Annotated in this window: 15 protein-coding genes; 14 read left to right on the plus strand and 1 reads right to left on the minus strand. The window is 46.7% G+C overall.

Annotated features, from left to right (window positions below):
• Window positions 1-43: 43 nt before the first annotated feature.
• The 14 genes from yabG (at window position 44) to AC1TPC_RS22245 (ending at window position 14202) form a co-directional block, all read left to right on the plus strand.
• Complete coding sequence (gene yabG / locus AC1TPC_RS22180; RefSeq protein ID WP_482068978.1) at window positions 44-928, plus strand: sporulation peptidase YabG; 885 nt, start codon at window positions 44-46, stop codon at window positions 926-928.
• Window positions 929-1156: 228 nt separating this feature from the next.
• Window positions 1157-1432, plus strand: a complete 276-nt coding sequence (gene veg, locus AC1TPC_RS22185) for a biofilm formation stimulator Veg (protein ID WP_053373389.1) — start codon at window positions 1157-1159, stop codon at window positions 1430-1432.
• 206 nt (window positions 1433-1638) lie between these two features.
• Complete coding sequence (locus tag AC1TPC_RS22190; protein ID WP_482068979.1) at window positions 1639-1824, plus strand: small, acid-soluble spore protein, alpha/beta type; 186 nt, start codon at window positions 1639-1641, stop codon at window positions 1822-1824.
• 137 nt (window positions 1825-1961) lie between these two features.
• Window positions 1962-2816: a 4-(cytidine 5'-diphospho)-2-C-methyl-D-erythritol kinase gene (ispE, locus tag AC1TPC_RS22195; protein ID WP_482068980.1), complete on the plus strand. Its 855-nt coding sequence runs from the start codon at window positions 1962-1964 to the stop codon at window positions 2814-2816.
• 82 nt (window positions 2817-2898) lie between these two features.
• A complete protein-coding gene (gene purR, locus AC1TPC_RS22200) occupies window positions 2899-3726 on the plus strand; it encodes a pur operon repressor (RefSeq protein ID WP_482068981.1) in 828 nt (275 codons plus the stop codon).
• Between the two features lie 52 nt (window positions 3727-3778).
• Window positions 3779-4177 carry a RidA family protein gene (locus AC1TPC_RS22205; RefSeq protein ID WP_482068982.1) on the plus strand — a complete coding sequence of 133 codons (399 nt, stop codon included), beginning with the start codon at window positions 3779-3781 and terminating at the stop codon, window positions 4175-4177.
• 130 nt (window positions 4178-4307) lie between these two features.
• Window positions 4308-4589, plus strand: coding sequence for a septation regulator SpoVG (gene spoVG / locus AC1TPC_RS22210; protein ID WP_028609566.1), 282 nt, complete (start codon window positions 4308-4310; stop codon window positions 4587-4589).
• Window positions 4590-4764: 175 nt separating this feature from the next.
• Window positions 4765-6162, plus strand: a complete 1398-nt coding sequence (gene glmU / locus AC1TPC_RS22215; RefSeq protein ID WP_482068983.1) for a bifunctional UDP-N-acetylglucosamine diphosphorylase/glucosamine-1-phosphate N-acetyltransferase GlmU — start codon at window positions 4765-4767, stop codon at window positions 6160-6162.
• Between the two features lie 291 nt (window positions 6163-6453).
• Window positions 6454-7104 carry a 50S ribosomal protein L25/general stress protein Ctc gene (locus tag AC1TPC_RS22220; RefSeq protein ID WP_482068984.1) on the plus strand — a complete coding sequence of 217 codons (651 nt, stop codon included), beginning with the start codon at window positions 6454-6456 and terminating at the stop codon, window positions 7102-7104.
• A gap of 177 nt (window positions 7105-7281) precedes the next feature.
• Window positions 7282-7842: an aminoacyl-tRNA hydrolase gene (pth, locus tag AC1TPC_RS22225; RefSeq protein WP_482069029.1), complete on the plus strand. Its 561-nt coding sequence runs from the start codon at window positions 7282-7284 to the stop codon at window positions 7840-7842.
• A gap of 63 nt (window positions 7843-7905) precedes the next feature.
• Entirely contained in the window at window positions 7906-8136 is a 231-nt protein-coding gene (gene fin / locus AC1TPC_RS22230) for an anti-sigma-F factor Fin (protein WP_482068985.1), read from the plus strand.
• A gap of 110 nt (window positions 8137-8246) precedes the next feature.
• Entirely contained in the window at window positions 8247-11774 is a 3528-nt protein-coding gene (gene mfd, locus AC1TPC_RS22235; protein ID WP_482068986.1) for a transcription-repair coupling factor, read from the plus strand.
• 71 nt (window positions 11775-11845) lie between these two features.
• Complete coding sequence (locus tag AC1TPC_RS22240; protein ID WP_482068987.1) at window positions 11846-12895, plus strand: peptidylprolyl isomerase; 1050 nt, start codon at window positions 11846-11848, stop codon at window positions 12893-12895.
• A 464-nt stretch (window positions 12896-13359) separates the two neighbouring features.
• On the plus strand, window positions 13360-14202 hold the full coding sequence (locus AC1TPC_RS22245; protein WP_482068988.1) for a hypothetical protein: 843 nt from the start codon (window positions 13360-13362) through the stop codon (window positions 14200-14202).
• A 205-nt stretch (window positions 14203-14407) separates the two neighbouring features.
• Here the strand turns inward: AC1TPC_RS22245 and AC1TPC_RS22250 are convergent, their stop codons facing one another.
• Window positions 14408-14884 (minus strand): hypothetical protein, encoded by a 477-nt coding sequence (locus AC1TPC_RS22250; protein ID WP_482068989.1) that lies wholly within the window; start codon window positions 14882-14884, stop codon window positions 14408-14410.
• Between the last annotated feature and the right edge of the window lie 45 nt (window positions 14885-14929).

Here is a 14929-nt window from a genome sequence, read left to right on the forward strand (position 1 = left end):
TCGCTCTATCTGCCCATAGGATAGACGAAGAGGTGATTTACCCATGAAGCAAGGGGACCTGGTCGTCCGCAAATCGTATGGCGGTGACGTGCTATTTAAGGTTGAAGCTGTTCGTACAGAAACTGCTGTTCTGAAAGGCACGGACTACCGATTGCTTGCGGATGCTCCGATTCCAGATCTGTCGGTCGTACGCGATCCAGAATCGACAAGTGCGGTTCAGCAAGTTCGAATTAAAGTCAATGATTCCTTAAGACGTATGCACTCTGAACGAGAACGTCAAGCGGTTGAGAACGAGGATAATATACGGCATGCGCTGCAGCAGAGCCAGCCATTTTTTGAAGTGCCAGGAAAGGTTCTTCATCTCGATGGCGATGGTAACTATTTGAAGAAGAGTATGCAGTTATACAACACGATGCATGTTCCTTCTCATGGCCTCCATGTGCATGAATCCCAAATGGCTGATGTGCTGTACCGACTGCTGCCTCAAATCCAGCCGGATATTGTCGTCATTACCGGACATGACGGTGTATTGAAAAACCGCGCGCAGATGGACTTATACAGCCTGAGCAGCTATAAAAACTCACAGCATTTTGTTAATGCGGTTCGCGTTGCTCGTGAATACGAGAAGAATCGTGACGGATTAATTGTTATTGCGGGTGCTTGCCAATCGCATTTTGAAGCATTGCTTCAAGTAGGCTCCAACTTTGCGAGCTCGCCGGGACGTATTTTGATTCATGCGCTCGATCCTGTGTATATAGCCATTAAGGCAAGCTATACATCGATTAAGGACACGATCAACTTAGCTGATGTTATACATGGCACGATAAGCGGAATTGACGGTGTTGGCGGCATTGAAACGATGGGACGCTTCCGTGTTGGCTTGCCAAAGCCTAAAATAACGGCATCCTCTTCTGTTTTAAAGCAATAATTTTGTTAAAATTAGTAAACAATCAACGCAAAAAGGCGTGGATTTGTTTGTGAAAGTTGAAGCAACTTCTTAATATGTATATTATTTGCTAATCTATGCACGGTTTTTTAAAAAATGGGTGAAATCACCGTTGACAAGTAAATAATCTGGCTGATATAATATTTTGCTTTGTTTGACAACCCTCCTCTTTTTAGTTATAATGGACAAGGAAAGAGGTGGTAGTGGACAATGGCAAAAAATGCGCTATTGGATATTAAACGCAGTTTGGAAGCTCATGTTGGCTCCAAAATCCGTCTTCGAGCGAACGGTGGCCGACGAAAGACCATCGAACGAACCGGTACGTTGGAAGAAACCTACCCTTCTGTTTTCATTGTCAAGCTGGATGAAGAGCAGCATGCGTTCAAGCGCGTCTCATACAGTTATGCGGATATACTGACAGAGTCGGTGGAAGTGACCGTATGCAATGATGAAGGTCAAGTCCGTATCGCCCATTTGCAACAATAGATTATACATCGCCTAGTGAGGCATGTTAGCGCAGAGAAATCTGCGCTTTTTTTTTTTGCACGAAAGCAAGAAAACCGTTTTTTTCTTAGTGGCTTCGAGCATGTAACCATTCCAATGTGCATGGTCTTATCCGAATTGAAGCATACTACCTGTGCAATAGTGACAGCCTACATGCTTATCATTAATTTGGAGTTGGAGGTAATGAAATGAGTCGCAGAAGACGTGGAGTAATGTCAGAGCAATTGAAATACGAGCTTGCAAAGGACCTTGGATTTTACGATACCGTGCAGCAGGAAGGCTGGGGCAGCATTCGCTCGAAGGATGCCGGCAATATGGTGAAGCGTGCGATACAGCTTGCCGAGCAAGCCGCTGCAAAGTCGAATCAGCCATAAGCAGAACGTCGTATTTGTGCAGGCAAAAGCTAAGGTGTTGGCAGTCGGAAAATAGCCGATTGTCATCTCTTAGCTTTTATTGCGTTCGTTTGATATAATGATGCTTAAGCTTATGAACGAACGGGTGAACTTATCGGATGAAAATTTATGAAAAAGCTCCTGCCAAAATTAATTTAGTGCTAGATGTACTCCGCAAGCGTGATGACGGCTACCATGAAGTCGAGATGATTATGACGATGGTTGACCTCGCTGACCGACTTGAAATGGAAGAACTCCCTAGAGATACAATCATTATTTCAAGCCAAGTAGGCTACATACCTCTAGATGAGAAGAACCTGGCCTTTCAGGCGGCTAGGCTTATTAAAGAACGCTACGATGTGAAGCAAGGCGTATATATTCATTTGGACAAAAAGATTCCAGTCGCTGCGGGACTCGCTGGGGGCAGCAGCGATGCTGCTGCTGCGCTGCGAGGGCTAAATCGACTGTGGAAGCTTCAGATCCCAGAGGACGAGCTGTGCCGCCTCGGCGCTGAGCTTGGCTCTGACGTTCCTTTTTGCGTGACAGGCGGCACTGCGATAGCTCGCGGCCGTGGCGAGCAGCTTGAGCATATCGCAGGTCCTCCGCAGTGCTGGGTCGTGCTTGCGAAGCCGCCAATCAATGTATCAACGGCCGACGTATATGGTAGATTCCGAGCTAATGAGCTAAAGGAGCATCCTTCGATCCCCAATATGGTCAGCGCGCTGGAGAGTGGCTCCTTTACCGATATTTGTGAAGGGCTAGGCAATGTGCTGGAGAAGGTTACGCTGGATTTGTATCCTGAGGTGATGCAGTTGAAAGAAAGCATGATTCGGCTTGGCGCTGATGGCGTCTTGATGTCGGGCAGCGGACCGACTGTTTTTGGCCTTGTATCGAAGGAAGCCAAGCTTCCGCGCATTTACAATGGGCTCCGAGGTTTCTGCAAAGAGGTCTATGTGGTAAGAATGCTGACATAGGTCTGACGTACTTCTTGATTAAATCCGTATAAAAATGTTATATTGACATTATATTATTCGGATTTAGTGGGGGGAGATGTGTTTGAAGAAGTTGAAACGGAGCTCGCGGTTGGTAGAAATGACCCAATACCTGTTAAGTCGACCCCACACGTTAATTTCATTGACAGCATTTGTTGATCGGTACCAATCGGCAAAGTCTTCAATTAGTGAGGACCTGGCAATTATTAAAGAAGTGTTTGAGGAAGAAGGAATTGGTGAGCTTCATACGCTTGCTGGTGCTGCTGGCGGAGTAAAGTATACGCCAAAAATGCAGCAAACAACGGCACTTACCATTATGACAAGCATATGCCGCCAGCTAGAGCAGCCTGAAAGGGTTCTTCCGGGCGGTTATTTGTATATAACGGATATGTTGGGTCAACCAGAGCTGCTAGCCGATGTCGGCAGAATGTTTGCAACTGCGTTCGCTGATCGCAAGATCGATGTCATCATGACGGTAGAGACAAAAGGGATACCGCTTGCATACGCAACCGCATCCTGCTTGAACATACCGGTTGTTATCGTGCGGCGCGACAACAAGGTAACGGAAGGCTCTGCGGTTAGTATCAACTATGTGTCGGGGTCAACGAAGCGGATACAGACGATGTCACTGGCACGCAGGGCGCTGAAGGAGCATTCACGCGTTCTTATTATTGATGATTTCATGAAGGCTGGCGGAACAATTCAAGGAATGATGGATTTGCTGTTCGAATTCAAAGCTACCGTTGCGGGTGTTGGCGTATTTGTCGAGTCCGGCGAGGTGGAATTGGAAGAGCGGCTTCTTGAGGATTATGTGTCGCTCGCTAAGCTGACTGCCGTAGATATGAAAACAAAGCAAACAACTGTTGTTCCTGGGAATTATTTTAAAGCATAAAAGTGTCTGGAAATATTGTCGTATACTTCTTATAAGAAAGGCTGGGACCTTAATGACTACGAAGCAACAACTGGAGGTTATCGCAACGGATAAAGCGCCTGCAGCGATCGGGCCGTATTCGCAAGCGATCAAACTGGGAGGATTATTGTTCACATCGGGACAAATTCCGTTAGATGCATCTGGACAATTAGTAGAAGGCGGTATTGAGGAGCAAACCCATCAGGTGTTTCGCAATTTGGAAGCCGTTCTTGCGGCTGCGGGTGCCAGCTTTGCTGATGTTGTAAAAGCGACTGTTTTTATGAAGGACATGAATCAGTTTGCAACGGTAAACGGCATTTATTCCTCCTACTTCGGAGAGCATAAACCGGCTCGATCAGCCGTTGAGGTTGCGAGGCTGCCAAAGGATGTTTTTGTCGAAATAGAGGTCATTGCATCGACTCTTGTCGAATGAAAACGAAAAAGATTTAATTGTAAAAAAATATTTTAAATACAGCATGATTTTTCCAAAAATGTAGAAGGAATTGGCACAAAAACGTGGAAGTATACACCAAGTCTCTGATAGACAAAGGTGGTGAACACAAGTGCAAATTACTGATGTCAGACTCCGCCGTGTAAATTCCGAAGGGCGTATGAAGGCGATCGCATCCATTACTATTGATAATGAATTCGTTGTTCACGATATTCGTGTCATCGACGGAAACAATGGTATGTTCGTTGCAATGCCAAGCAAACGTACTCCGGATGGAGAATTTCGGGATATCGCTCATCCGATCTCTTCAACCACCCGGGAGAAAATCCAGGCTGCTGTTCTCGCAGAATATGAACGTGCAGCAGAAGAAGTTGCGATTGAAGAAGGAGCTTAACCAAAAGCATTTCATGAATTTTGGGGTTGTTTGGAGAAGAGAGCTTTGGCTCTCTTTTCTTTTTTTTTTGAAATATAGATACATAATCGTATAATGGAATATAATAAAGCTAGTATTTTTATGCAGATGGGTTTAACTGTAATTATTATTCAAAGTAGATTTGGGGGTCTTTTATTTGAAAGTTATGGCGATTGTGCTTGCTGCTGGACAGGGCAAGCGTATGAAATCGAAATTATATAAAGTGCTTCATCCGGTATGCGGCAAGCCGATGGTTGGCCATGTGCTTGATGTTGTGAAGGAATCGAAAGCGGAGCGTTCCGTTGTGATCGTTGGGCACGGAGCGGAGATGGTTAAATCGTATTTAGGCGATAGCGCTGAATATGTCCTGCAGGAGCAGCAGCTAGGTACGGGCCATGCGGTACGACAGGCCGAAGGCTTGCTTGGCGGGGAAGAGGGCACAACAATCGTTATTTGCGGGGATACCCCTCTCGTGCAGGCTTCGACGATTAGCGCGATGCTTGAGCTGCATGCAGCAAGCGGCGCGGCTGCTACCGTACTGACGGCATCGTTTGATGATCCTACCGGCTACGGGCGCGTCATTCGCGGTGAGGATGGAACGGTTCAGCGCATAGTGGAGCAAAAGGATTGCTCGCCAGAGGAGGCTGCAGTGAAGGAAATCAATACAGGCACTTATTGCTTCGACAATAAGAAGCTGTTTGCAGCGCTTGCGAAGGTCACGAGCAACAATGTGCAGGGTGAATTTTATTTGACCGATGTCATCGGCATATTCCGCGCGGCGGGTGAATCCGTTCAAGGCTATTGCACTACGGATTTGGCAGAGGCAATTGGTGTGAACGACCGCGTTGCGCTTGCAGAAGCAGAGGGTTTCATGCGCGAGCGTATTAACCGCAACCATTTGCTAGGCGGCGTTACGCTGATTGATGCTTCTTCGACTTATATAGAAGCAGGAGTCCAAATCGGCTCCGATACGGTAATCTATCCGGGAACGGTGCTTCGCGGATCAACGGTTATCGGCGAGGATTGTGTTATTGGACCGCAAGCTGACATTTCGGATAGTACAATCGGAGCGGGCGTCACGATTAAATATTCGGTAGTTGCAGAATCTATCGTTGGCGATACCAGCTCAGTTGGACCTTATGCGAATTTGCGTCCGGGTTCAAAGCTTGGCATTGGCTGTAAAATCGGCGATTTCGTTGAGCTCAAAAATGCATCGCTCGATGATGGAAGCAAAGTATCGCATCTGAGCTACGTTGGCGACGCTAAGGTAGGCAAAGATGTGAACATCGGCTGCGGCGCCATTACAGTCAATTATGATGGCTATAATAAATTTGTTACGGAAATTGGCGATAATGCGTTTGTCGGCAGCAACGTCAACCTCATTGCTCCTGTGAAGATTGGCGACGGGGCGTATGTGGTTGCCGGCTCTACGGTAACGCAGGATGTTCCAGCCGGCGACCTCGCCATAGCGCGCGAGCGTCAAGTGAACAAACCGGGCTATGCCGAGAAGATTCGCGGCCGTGCCAAAGCGAAGAAGGAAAAGAAGCAGCAATAAGTGAAGTCTAGCTGCTATTAAGATGCAGGACGAATTCAGAAAGTAGAATTCGTTGCTGCATCTTTTTTTTGTAATCTTCTATTTGCTGTTTAATTGTTGGCTGCAGTGGGTAAGTTATAGGGAAATGCTTACGAAGCAAGTTTTGCTTCACAAAACTAAGCGTATGCTTACGAAGCAAGTTTTGCTTCACAAAACTAAGCGTATGCTTACGAAGCAAGTTTTGCTTCACAAAACTAAGCGTATGCTTACGAAGCAAGTTTTGCTTCACAAAACTTTTAGGAGGTAATCAATATGGCGATAGCTATGAACGCGGATCAACGAACTGGCACGACGAAAGGTGAGTTGCGCCAATTGCGGCTCCAAGGGAAAATTCCGGGCGTTGTTTACGGAAAACAATTAGACAATGCCGCTCAGGTAACGGTAGATAGCAAGGAGCTGCAGGCGCTGCTGCGGTCCAATCCGAATGCGGTGCTTGAAATAAATATTCCATCGCATGGCAAGACGTCGGTTATGATATCAGAAATTCAGCGTGATTCCTTGAACCGTCAAGTGCTTCATGTCGACTTCCATCAAATTAATATGAACGAAAACGTGCGGGCTAACGTTCGCATTCAAGCGGAGGGAGACTCTCAGGGCGTAAGAGAGGGAGGCATCTTCCAAGTGATTTTGCATGAGCTTGAGGTGCAGTGCTTGCCTGGCAATATTCCTGATTCCATTTCAGTAGACATTTCCTCGCTAGCAATAGGCGAGAGTATACTGGTAAGCGATTTGAAGCTGCCTAAAGGCGTCGAGTCGGTCGCAGAGCCGGAGCAGGTCGTGGTGACGATACTTGCGCCGCAGAAGGAGCTTACGGAGGAAGAAGCAGCGGATGCGGCTGTGGAGCTTGCGGAGGCGGAATCACGTTCCAAGGAAGCGCAGCTTGAAGGCACTAAGAGTCTGTAATTCCATCCTCTAGCAAAGCAGTCATAAATGTGAATGGCGCCGTCCTTTAAAAGGGCGGCGCTGTTTTGTGATTGGCGCAAGCTGTGCTGCTTCATGTTCTCCTTCCTTACGAAGCTTAAGCCGTTTACGCTAGCAATAGATTATGATACATTTGTCGGTAAAGGAGTGAAGCTAGCAATGAGGTGGATTGCAGGACTCGGGAACCCCGGAACCGCTTATCAGGGAACCCGGCACAATGTTGGATTTATGGTTATTGATGAGCTGGCAAGGCGCTGGGGCATCAGTGTTACACAAAGCAAATGCAAGGCTTTAATCGGAGAGGGCAACGTGCAGGGCACGAAGGTTGTCCTTATTAAGCCGATGACATATATGAATTTGTCAGGCGAGTCTGTTCGGTCGTTTCTTGATTATTTTAAAGCTAATGTTCAAGATGGCCTGATTGTATATGATGATTTGGATACGGAGATCGGCAAGCTGCGGCTTCGTTACCAAGGCAGCGCAGGCGGACATAACGGTATCAAGTCGCTTATTCAGCATTTGGGCACACAGACGTTCGACCGCGTTCGGATGGGCATTTCCCGTCCGCAGCCCGGTATGAACATTGCGGATTATGTACTGTCTGCTTTTCCTAAGAGCGAGAAGGAGAAGCTGGATGCGATGATCATGGATGCGTGTGATGCGATTGAGTTCAGGCTGAAGGCGCCATTTGAAGAGACGATGGCAAAGTTTAACCGATAATCTGTTAGATTACGGGATTATGGGCATACTGAAGGGTATAACGACCCTTCAGGAGGCATACATATGGCTGTAAACTATATTTGTCGGCATTGCAGAACGTCAATTGGATCCCTTAGCGGGTCAAATATAACCGAGCAGCAGCTTGGTTTCCATTTCTTGACCCCCGAAGAGCGCAGCGATATAATAGCGTATGACCCAAGTGGAGATGTAACGGTAAAAGTGGTTTGCGATTATTGCCGCGAGGCGATTGATGCGAACCCGGAGCTTCATTTGGTAGCTAATCCTCTTCAATGACGGAAAGTGAATAGTATGAGCCTTAGCGGATGGCTGAGGCTTATTTTCAATGTACAGGGAACGATCGTATTATTCTTTCGATTGTGTATAGAAACGGGGTGTCGCAAACGTTGAAAGCTTTAATTAATGCTTTTGCCGCGGATACGGACGTTCAGTCCGTTATATCCGGTATTCGTAAAGGCATGCGTGAACAGATGATATCTGGGCTCGCAGGCTCATCCAGGCAAGTGCTTATTGCAGCGCTGCAGGAGGATGTAGAGCGTCCGATGCTTGTCGTGACGCATAATATGTTCGCTGCGCAGAAGATTGCAGAGGATTTGCAGGAATGTCTTTCACCAGAAAATGTTTTATTATATCCCGCGAATGAGCTGGTTGCTGCCGAGGCGGCGATTTCGAGTCCCGAGACGCTTGCGCAGCGAATGGATGTGCTGATCAAGCTGTCCAAGGGCTATCGCGGGATTGTTGTCGTGCCCTTCTCGGGGGTTCGGCGCTATTTGCCTATAAGCAGCGTGATGGCAGAGGCGCAAATTGCGGTCAGCGTTGGCGATTCGCTGCCGATTGACGCTTTTCTGCGCCAAATGACAGCGCTTGGCTACACGAGAGCCGATCGGGTGGAATTGCGCGGCGATATGAGCGTTCGCGGCGGTATCGTCGACTTTTATCCATTAACCGCGTCTACGGCGTACCGAATCGAATGGTTTGGCGATGATGTCGATTCCATACGCGCCTTCGATCCTGCGGATCAGCGCTCCTCCGATCGCTTAGAGTCCTATGTGGTTCCGCCATGCCAGGAGCTGATGGCAGACGGCAGCCGCATGGAGATCGCGGCTAATCATGCACAGCAGCTGCTCGATAAGCAGCTCGACAAAATGACCGATCGAACTGCGAAGGAGCGTCTTCGTACGGAACTGGGCGGGGAGCTTGAACGGCTGCGCGAGCATGTTTATTTTCCGGAAATGTATAAATATATTTCACTTCTATATCCCGAGCGGCAGACGATTCTTGACTATATGCCAAGCGATACGCTTCTCATACTAGACGAGCCAACCCGTTTGATAGAAACTGCTAAGCAGCTCGAGCGGGATGAGGGGGAATGGTCGATGCATTTGATGCAAAACGGCAAATCGATGCCTGCTCTTTCGCTGGCGCGCGATACGGAGGAGATTTTGCACCATCGTCCGTTTCCGACGCTGTTTCTATCTTTGTTCCTGAGACAAATTCCGCATTCGCAGCCGCAAAATATTTTGAACATGACTAGCCGCTCGATGCAAAACTTTCATGGACAAATGAATGTGCTCAAGGCCGAGATGGAACGCTGGCGCAAGACAGGCGCTACCGTTATGATGCTGGCCGGCAATGCGGAGCGCATGGAGAGAATGCGCCGCGTACTCGATGACTATAGCATTGAGATGCCTACCCTGCTTGAAGGTAATTTGCAGTCCGGATTTGAGCTGCCTTCCTCTCATCTCGTCATTATTACGGAAGGCGAGATGTTCACGCAGAAGCAGCGCAAGGCAAGAAGAATAGATAAGAAGGTCGATAATGCAGAGCGCATCAAGAGCTATACGGAGCTGAAGGTCGGCGATTATGTCGTCCACCATAACCATGGTATCGGTAAATACGTAGGTATCGGCACGCTTGAGATCGCAGGCATTCATAAAGATTATTTGCATATTCTGTATGCTGGCGGAGATAAGCTATCTGTTCCCATTGAACAAGTTGACATGATTCAGAAGTATGTCGGCAACGAAGAGAAGGAGCCGAAGGTCAACAAGCTCGGCGGAAGCGAATGGACAAGGGCGAAGAGCAAGGTAAAAGCGTCAGTACAAGATATTGCCGATGACTTGATCAAGCTGTATGCGGAGCGCCAGACCGCGCCAGGCTACGCTTTCGGACAAGACACCTCGTATCAGAATGAATTCGAGGCGATGTTCCCGTATGACGAGACGCGCGACCAGCTCAGAGCTATTGAAGAGATTAAGAAGGATATGGAGAAATCCCAGCCGATGGACCGGCTTCTATGCGGAGACGTTGGATATGGCAAAACTGAGGTCGCGATTCGTGCCGCTTTCAAATCGGCGATGGACAGCAAGCAGGTAGCCGTGCTTGTGCCAACAACGATTCTGGCGCAGCAGCATTACGAGACGTTCCGCGAGCGCTTCTCGGGTTATCCGATTAACGTTCAGGTGCTTAGCCGCTTCCGCTCCCGCAAGGAGCAGAATGAGACGATGAAGGGACTGAAGGCGGGGACGGTCGATGTTGTTATTGGCACGCACCGCTTGTTGTCGCAGGATATCATTTTCAAATCGCTAGGGCTTCTTATTGTCGATGAAGAGCAGCGCTTTGGCGTATCCCATAAGGAAAAGCTGAAGAAGCTGAAAACCAACGTCGACGTGCTTACGCTGACAGCAACCCCGATTCCGAGAACGCTGCATATGTCCATGCTTGGCGTACGCGATCTGTCCGTTATCGAGACGCCGCCGGAGAACCGGTTCCCCGTGCAAACCTATGTGGTCGAATACAGCCCGTCCCTTGTTCGCGAGTCAATCGAGCGGGAGCTTGCGCGCGGCGGCCAAGTCTACTATTTATATAATCGGGTTCAGGGTATCTACCAAATGGCGGAGCAAATCAATGCGCTCGTTCCAGGTGCTAGAGTTGCGGTCGGCCATGGCCAAATGTCGGAGCAGGAGCTTGAGAAAACGATTCTCGACTTTCTTGACGGCGAGTCTGACGTCCTTGTCAGCACGAGCATCATTGAGACAGGCGTCGATATTCCGAACGTCAACACGCTAATCGTGCATGATGCGGATAAAATGGGGCTCTCCCAGCTTTATCAGCTGCGCGGCCGCGTAGGGCGTTCGAACCGCATCGCTTACGCGTATTTTACGTACCAACGGGATAAGGTGCTGACAGAGGTAGCGGAGAAGCGTCTGCAATCTATCAAAGAGTTCACCGAGCTTGGCTCAGGCTTCAAAATCGCGATGCGTGATCTATCGATTCGTGGAGCGGGTAATTTGCTAGGCGCGGAGCAGCATGGCTTTATTGCCTCGGTTGGCTTCGATATGTATTCGCAAATGCTGGCTGATGAGATTGCGAAGCGCAAAGCGGAGATGAGCGGCGAGGAGATTCAGGAAGAGAAGCCTGTCAGTACGCTTATTGATGTCAGTATCGACGCTTATTTGCCTTCGGATTACATTTATGACAGTATCCAAAAAATCGAGATCTATAAGAAAGTTGCTGCCATTCGCAATTTTGATGAGGCGGATGATGTGATCGATGAGCTAGTGGATCGCTTTGGCGATTTGCCGCAGGCGGTTAGCAACTTGCTTGCAGTAGCTAGACTGAAGGTTTACGGCACGATGTATGGCATTGAGCAGCTTAGCGGCAAGGGTGATGACCTATTGCTTCGTTTTGCAGCCACTGAGAAGCGCCGGATTGACCGGAAAAAGGTGGATCAGCTGTGCTTGAAGCATGAGAACCGCTTTAAGCAGGGCAGCGAGCAGGAGCCGAATCCAACGGTTTTGCTGCGAGGCAAGGGATTGAATATGGAGCAAAAGATTTATATGATCGAGCAATTTTTGCAGGCCTATAAGGATGTTCTTCTATTTAAGGACGAATTGCAAAATGTATCGCCATAGACAATATTCGCTTTATGCGTCCCTTTTCTGATACAATACTAACAAGTTCAAAAGATGAAAGGGGATTCAACATGTTACACAGTTCACGCAAATCGGCATGGCGCAAAGGCGCGCTGCTTATCGTGGCAGTTGTGCTGGTCATGACGATGGCGGCATGCGGCGCGAAAAAGACAGAGATTGCTACCTATAAAGGCGGCAATGTGACAGATACGGAATTCAACAAGTATTTGGATGTATTTACGGTTATGCAGCCGACTTATGCACAAGTTATCGAAATACCGCAATTTAAGGAGCAGTTGCTCCAGCAGTATATCTCTTACAAAATATTAGGCAGCCGCGCTTCTGAGGAAGCGATTAAGAAAGCCGAAGCAGATGTAAAAGAGCAAATGAAGCAATATAAAGACGCATTGGGACAAAATGCAGAATTGAAAACGGCCATTGACGCGAAGAAATTGAAAGACAAAGATATGGAGGACTATTTGCTGCTGACATCGAAGGTTGTCGCACATATGAACTCCCAAGTAACAGACGAAGATATAAAAACCGAATATGAAAAGAACACCATTAACTATGCTCTGGTTACGGTGCGTCATATTCTGGTAGCGACCAAGGACCCGTCATCCCAAGAGGGGAAAGAGCTTCGCACAGCTGAGGAAGCTTTGGCGCGTGCCAAAGAAGTGAAAGCTAAGCTTGAAGCTGGCGGCGACTGGATAGCCCTTGCCAAGGATTATTCGGATGACACAGGCTCCAAGGATACAGGCGGGCTTTATGCAGACAAGTTTAACGGCGATTGGGTTGAAGCCTTTAAACAAACTGCATACAAGCAAGAGATCGGCGTTATTAGCGATCCGGTAGAAACAGAGTACGGCTACCATGTCATTAAAGTAGAGAAGCGTGATTCACCAGCCTTCGATAAGATAACGGATGCAGTCAAGGATAAAGTTAAGAGCACCGTTTCTTATGAGCTTATGAACAAGTTCATGACGGACGAGCTTCCTAAGCAAGAGATCGTTATCAAGCTTCCTAAGACGGAAGAGGAGACTCCGGCAAGCGATGCTCCTGCTGGCGATGAAACACCGGCTACTGATGCACCTGTTACTGATGCACCTGCAACGAAATAAATGTAAGGACTCCTGATTTAGACCCTTTAACCAGCTGCTGGTTAAGGGTTTTTTTTTTGCTAAAAAACTGAAATATGCATATCTAACAATGTATGAACCGGGAGCGTGCGGATGAGATTAAAAATGAATGGAGCTACCGTTTGAGTAAAGTCCATTTCAAGGTGCAAGCCTTGAAATGGACTTTTTTTGTAAACCAGGAAATTATATGTTATAAAATCTATCATAGAATAGAGCTTTTAATCATATATGAAAATGAATGTGATTGGCGCCGAGAATCCAGAAAGAGATGTCCGACCTGCAAGGCGCGTTATATCGCTGGCGTAGATAAAGGAAGTTGGAGTTTAGGGGTATATAATAATGTTCAAGCACAGGCAAATAATACTGCCCCGACGTCAGATAGTCCATATTTAACTAGTAAAACCGATAATGCTAATTACAGAGTTATGGACCATAAATAGTAGGGAGTGATTAATAATGAAAAAAAATGGTTACTTATTGGAACGGCCGTAACAGCATTACTAAGTGGAATGATTATTCTAGATTCGATCTCTGCAAGAAGTCCTATAGAAATTGAGAAAATTAAGACTAATCTTGCAAAGGAAGGGGTTATTTTTACTAATATTTCTGCAGCTGGATCAAGTGTAAAAATGAATCTCAAATCAAACGCAGGTGAAAATAAAGCGACCCCAGAGGATATTAAAGCTATTCGAAATATTAGAAATGAATTGAGAAATAGTAATACAATTAAAATTAAAAGCCTTGATTTGACTATTACCGGTAAAAATGATCAAACTATCTACGAAGGTAAAATGAATGACATCACTCAAATACCGAAATTTTCAAAAAAGCCAGTAGCGAAGCTCAATTCCGAAACAGTAAAAGAAGTATTGTTAAAGGATCTGAAGTCGAAAAATGTATTATTAGATTCCGTGACTATAACGGATAATAGCCTGGGAGGAAAACTGGCTACGTTATTGATAACGGAAGAAGTTTCTCAAGTCAATTCTCTGGTTCCGGAAATTGAAAAATGGATCATGGAACTAAATGAAAAGGAAGGGACAGGTATTTCACAATATGACCTAACTATCAACGATAAAAATAAAGATACTATCGTATATTTAACAGTTGATTTGGTGTATCGCGACTTTTATTGGTGGCAATCTCCGGTCCTTGATGATGAAACATGGACGAATTCAAAACCGGAAGATCCTAAAGATCCGGCAACAAAAGAGAAAATACAAGCAACGTATGACCCGACTATTGGAGTTGAAGGACCGAAACGACCTGAGCTTCCTAATGATCAATAGTTAATTGTCTTGATGGATGTGAGTAAATCAAAATCAATAAATAAATTAATCAAATGGCTCTCAGGTATTTGTCTGAGAGCCATTTTTGCTATTCGCTTAGAACCGTGGTAATTAGCAGAATTAAAAAACCGCGGAGATCTTGAACGATTTCGTGAATATTAAATTTCATAGTCATGTTTAAAGCCTCCAATCGAATGGCCAACGATTATTTTTGTGAAATATCCGAATATTTTTCAACCCAATTTTTACGCCATTCTTGAAAAGGTTTATCTTGAAGCTCCTCTAAGGTTTTGCCGTCTATCGACCAGTAGCCGCCGTCCGATGTGTCACCGTGCGGATGCGAGGTCCCGCCTATAGGCTGGCCATCTGCTAAATAGACATAAACGTCGACTTTCTTTTTGCTGAGCGGATGCTTGGTTACGATAAACTTTTGGACCTGGATTGTTTTGCCGAAAAAGTCAGAGGGGTTGGCGGATTGCAAGCCCCAATAGATCATATAAGGCAGCTCGATTATTTTCTGCTTAGACAGCACGTAGCTCTCGGCAATGCCTTCGTCTGAAACGATGCGGTACCCTTTTTGCTCCAGGTAGTTCTGCGATTCGGAGCGCTCGATCGACGCGTCCTTTCCATCGTTACAGCCAATTGAAAAAGTAAGCATTAGCATGATTAAAAGATATTTCAACGCATTCACCCCTGTCTTCTTCTCTTCTTTCTTGTAACGAAACCT

It is taken from the genome of Paenibacillus sp. Y280 (assembly GCF_056786335.1).